We start from the raw sequence: 4716 nt of genomic DNA on the forward strand, positions 1-4716 counted from the left end.
CGCGCCCACAGCATGGGCCGGCCGGGCCGCTACCAGTACGAAGCGGCGATCCAGTCGGCGCACTGCCATCGGCCGGTCGATTGGTTTGCGCTGCGCAAACTGCACCGCGCGCTGCTGCGGGTCGCACCGTCGCTGGGCGCGATGGTGGCCTCGGCCGCTGTCGACGCCCATCTCGACGGCCCCGAGGCGGGGTTGCGGGCGCTCGATGCGATCACCGACCCGGCGGTCACGCGGTTTCAGCCGGCCTGGGCGACACGGGCGCACCTGCTGGCCGCTGCCGGGCGATCTGCAGCGGCCGCGGACGCCTACCGGCACGCAATCGAGCTCACCGCGGACTCCGGGGTTATCGAGTATCTGCGGGGGCAGCTGGGCGCGCTGCGTTCGTGACACACAGCGGCAGCCTCAATGACTTTGTGCGGCTATGTCACATCAGCCCGACCAGGCTCGGTAATGGGTTGTCAGTTGTGTGCCCGGCTACGAGCGATTGGTACAGCTAATCGCTACGAGCCGGGCGACACGATGTCGCTCCGATGCGGAGCTTGATGTCGCAGATGTGACGATCAGTCAGACGCGCGCCGCCTGGGCGTCCGACGCAATCTCGCCTGCCAGCGGCGCCACCACCGCAAGTATTTCTGCCACCGTCTCGTCGGGAACCCCGGCAGCAGACAGCGAATCGCTCAAGTGACCGGCCACCAGGTTGAAGTGATGCATCGTGATCCCACGGCCCTGGTGCACCTGCTTCATCGGCGCGCCGGTGTAAGGTTCCGGCCCGCCCAGCGCGGCGGCGATGAACTCGGCCTGCTTGCCTTTCAGCCGGTTCATGTTCGTTCCGGCGAAGAAGCCTGCGAGTTGTTCATCGGCCAGCACCCGTGCATAGAAGTCTTCGACCACGACTTCGATCGCCTCATGGCCGCCGATCCGGTCATAAATAGGTAGTGCCTGGTGCTTGCGGAATCGTGACAGCATCCCCATGTCCCCAGGGGACCATCGAGCCATTGCACATCCGTTAGAACGCCGTCACACCGGCATTACTCGACGTAACAAGCCGATTGCTGGTGACTCACCGAGCCGACGTTTGGGTAACCCCGATCACAGACAAGTACGGCCGACCATCGTCAGGAGCGACCAACATGAATCTCGGTGACCTCACCAGCCTCGTCGAAAAGCCGATCGCGGCGGTGTCGAACATCATCAACACCCCCAATTCGGCTGGCCGGTATCGACCGTTTTACCTGCGCAACCTGCTCGAAGCGGTCCAGGGCCGCACGCTCGAAGACGCCGTCGACGGCAAAATCACCCTGATCACCGGCGGCTCCTCGGGTATCGGGGAGGCGACCGCGAAGAAAATTGCCGGCGCCGGCGGCGAAGTGGTGCTGGTGGCGCGCACACGGGAGAACTTGGAAAAAGTCGCCGACGATATCCGCAGCAACGGCGGCACCGCTCACGTCTACCCCTGCGATCTGGTCGACATGGATGCGATCGCCGAAATGGCCGACCAGGTGCTCGCCGACCTCGGCCGCGTCGACATCTTGATCAACAACGCGGGCAAGTCAATTCGGCGCTCGCTGGCGTTGTCCTATGACCGGATCCACGACTACCAGCGGACGATGCAGCTGAATTACCTTGGGGCGGTCCAGCTTGTCCTCAAGTTCATCCCCGGTATGCGGGAGCGGCACTTCGGACACATCATCAACTTGTCGTCGGCGGGCGTACAGACACGTGCTCCGCGTTTCGGCGCCTACATCGCCAGCAAGGCCGCGCTCGACACGCTGTGCGACTCGCTGCAGGCCGAAACCGTCGGCGACAACGTGCGTTTCACCACCGTCCACATGGCACTGGTGCGAACACCGATGATCAAACCCACCACCATGTATGAGCGATTCCCGACGCTGACGCCGGATCAGGCGGCCGGTGTGCTCGCCGACGCGATAGTGCACCGGCCGCGTCGGGTCAGCTCACCGTTCGGCCAATTCGCCTCCGTGGCCGACGCCCTCAACCCGATGGTGATGGACTTCGTGCGCAACCGCGCATTCAACATGTTCGACGACTCATCCGCAGCACAAGGAAAAGAAGCCGCCGAGGACGCTTCGAAATTCGACAAACGAAGCCAAGCCTTCGTGCAGGCCACCCGCGGAATCCACTGGTGAGACGACCATGAGCCTTCCGAAACCGACCAAGCAGACATCCGTCGTCGTCACCGGCGCCTCCTCGGGCATCGGCACCGAGCTGGCCAGCGGGCTGGCCCGCCGCGGCTATCCGCTCGTACTGGTCGCGCGCCGCCGCGAACGCCTCGACGAGCTCGCCGCCCGCCTGACCGACAAGCACTCGGTTGACGTCGACGTGATGCCGCTCGACCTGGCCAAAAAGAAAGCCCGGGAAGAGTTGGCCGAGCGCATCCGCGGCGAGGCGATCGCGGGCTTGTGCAACAGCGCGGGCTTCGGCACCAGCGGCCCGTTCCACACGCTGCCGCTCGAGCGGGAAAGCGAGCAAGTCACGCTCAACGCGCTGACCCTCATGGAGCTCACCCATGCCGCCCTGCCCGGCATGATCGACCGCGGCGCCGGCGCGGTGCTCAACATCGCCTCGCTCGCGGGCTTTCAGCCGATCCCGGGCATGGCGGTCTACTCGGCCACCAAGGCCTTTGTCCAAACGTTCTCTGAAGCCGTCCACGAGGAGCTGCACGGAACCGGGGTGTCGTGCACGGTGCTGTGCCCGGGGCCGGTGCCGACCGAGTGGGCCGACATCGCCGATGCCCAGCAGTGGAGCATCAGCGTCGCGCAGGTGTCTCCCCACGAAGTCGCCGAAGCCGCGATCGGGGGGATGCTCGACGGCAAGCGCAGCGTCATTCCCGGGCTCGTGCCCAAGGTCGTCGGCGTGGGCGGGCGGTTCGCGCCGCGCAGCGTGCTGCTCCCAGCCCTGCGAATCGGCACCGGCCTGCGGCCGTCGTAAACCACGACGACACTCCAAAGCGACACGCCGAACCCATGTCGGTGTGCGGCCATAGACTGGCGACCTGATGACTGGCTCCTTCGTGCACCTGCATAACCACACCGAGTACTCGATGCTGGACGGTGCTGCGAAGATCAGCCCGATGCTGGCCGAGGCGCAGCGCCTGCAGATGGCGGCCATCGGGATGACCGATCACGGAAACATGTTCGGCGCCAGCGAGTTCTACAACGCCTGCACCGGCGCAGGGATCAAGCCGATCATCGGGGTCGAGGCCTACGTCGCGCCCGGCTCCCGGTTCGACTCGCGCCGTGTTTTGTGGGGCGATCCGGCGCAGAAGAGCGACGACGTGTCGGGTAGCGGGTCCTACACCCACCTGACCATGGTCGCCGAGAACGCCACCGGGTTGCGCAACCTGTTCAAGCTGACGTCGCTGGCTTCGTTCGAGGGCCAGTTGGGCAAATGGTCGCGGATGGACGCCGAGCTGATCGCCGAGCACGCCAGCGGCGTCATCGCGACCACCGGCTGCCCCTCCGGTGAAGTGCAGACCCGGCTTCGGCTCGGCCAGCAGCGTGAGGCCCTGGAATCAGCCGCCAAGTGGCGCGAGATATTCGGCCCCGACAACTACTTCCTGGAGCTGATGGACCACGGCCTGTCCATCGAGCGCCGAGTCCGCGACGGGCTGCTCGAGATCGGCCGCACGCTCGGTATCGCGCCGCTGGCCACCAACGACTGCCACTACGTCACCCGCGACGCCGCCCACAACCACGAGGCACTGTTGTGCGTGCAGACCGGCAAGACCCTGTCGGACCCGGCCCGGTTCAAGTTCGAAGGCGACGGCTACTACCTGAAATCGGCCGCCGAGATGCGGGCGATCTGGGACGACCAGGTGCCCGGTGCCTGCGACACCACGCTGCTGATCGCCGAGCGGGTGGGCTCCTATGCCGAGGTGTGGACACCGCGCAACCGGATGCCGGTTTTCCCGGTGCCCGAAGGGCACGACCAGGCGTCGTGGCTGCGCCATGAGGTCGAGGCCGGGCTGGCCCGACGGTTCCCGGACGGCATACCGCCGGGGTATGCCGAGCGGGCCGCCTACGAGATCGAAGTCATCTGCGCCAAGGGCTTTCCGTCGTACTTCCTCATCGTGGCCGACCTGGTCAACTACGCCCGCTCGGTGAACATCCGGGTCGGTCCGGGCCGCGGTTCGGCCGCTGGCTCGCTGGTCGCGTATGCGCTGGGCATCACCGACATCGACCCGATCCCGCACGGGTTGCTGTTCGAGCGGTTCCTCAACCCCGAACGCACGTCGATGCCCGACATCGACATCGACTTCGACGACCGGCGCCGCGGCGAGATGGTGCGCTACGCCGCCGACAAGTGGGGCCACGACCGGGTCGCCCAGGTGATCACCTTCGGTACCATCAAAACCAAAGCAGCGCTGAAGGACTCGGCGCGTATCCACTACGGCCAGCCCGGTTTCGCGATCGCCGACCGGATCACCAAGGCGCTGCCGCCGCCGATCATGGCCAAAGACATCCCGCTGTCGGGGATCACCGATCCCAGCCACGAGCGGTACAAGGAAGCCGCCGAGGTGCGCGGGCTGATCGACACCGATCCTGACGTGCGCACCATCTACCAGACCGCCCGCGGGCTGGAAGGTCTGATCCGCAACGCCGGAGTACACGCTTGCGCAGTGATCATGAGCAGCGAACCGCTCACCGACGCGATCCCGCTGTGGAAGCGCCCGCAGGACGGCGCGATCATCACCGG

General features: G+C 66.1%; 4 protein-coding genes and 1 pseudogene. 4 read left to right on the forward strand and 1 reads right to left on the reverse strand.

The annotated features are described in order from the left end of the window. Positions 1–387, forward strand: a pseudogene (locus VFA16_RS20270) (RNA polymerase subunit sigma-70); the annotation flags it as partial. Positions 388–564: 177 nt separating this feature from the next. On the opposite strand, the gene VFA16_RS20275 reads toward VFA16_RS20270, so the two are convergent. Beyond that, positions 565–972, reverse strand: a complete 408-nt coding sequence (locus VFA16_RS20275) for a group 1 truncated hemoglobin (protein WP_324969547.1) — start codon at positions 970–972, stop codon at positions 565–567. Between the two features lie 158 nt (positions 973–1130). Between VFA16_RS20275 and VFA16_RS20280 the strand changes: the two genes are divergently transcribed. From VFA16_RS20280 to dnaE, 3 genes are all read left to right on the forward strand, one after another. Then, positions 1131–2147, forward strand: a complete 1017-nt coding sequence (locus VFA16_RS20280; protein WP_324969548.1) for an SDR family NAD(P)-dependent oxidoreductase — start codon at positions 1131–1133, stop codon at positions 2145–2147. A 7-nt stretch (positions 2148–2154) separates the two neighbouring features. Then, on the forward strand, positions 2155–2949 hold the full coding sequence (locus VFA16_RS20285; protein ID WP_324969549.1) for an SDR family oxidoreductase: 795 nt from the start codon (positions 2155–2157) through the stop codon (positions 2947–2949). Between the two features lie 67 nt (positions 2950–3016). Then, positions 3017–4716 (forward strand): DNA polymerase III subunit alpha (dnaE, locus tag VFA16_RS20290; RefSeq protein WP_324969550.1); only part of this gene is annotated, 1700 nt, incomplete at its 3' end.

Origin of the sequence: Mycobacterium sp. (genome assembly GCF_035653355.1) — a bacterium.
Classification (GTDB): domain Bacteria; phylum Actinomycetota; class Actinomycetes; order Mycobacteriales; family Mycobacteriaceae; genus Mycobacterium.

What these genes read in the sequence shown, in the direction of transcription:
- VFA16_RS20275 (WP_324969547.1), bottom strand. Translation starts at nt 972, where the DNA reads ATGGGGATGCTGTCACGATTCCGCAAGCACCAGGCACTACCTATTTAT.
- VFA16_RS20280 (WP_324969548.1), top strand. Translation starts at nt 1,131, where the DNA reads ATGAATCTCGGTGACCTCACCAGCCTCGTCGAAAAGCCGATCGCGGCG.
- VFA16_RS20285 (WP_324969549.1), top strand. Translation starts at nt 2,155, where the DNA reads ATGAGCCTTCCGAAACCGACCAAGCAGACATCCGTCGTCGTCACCGGC.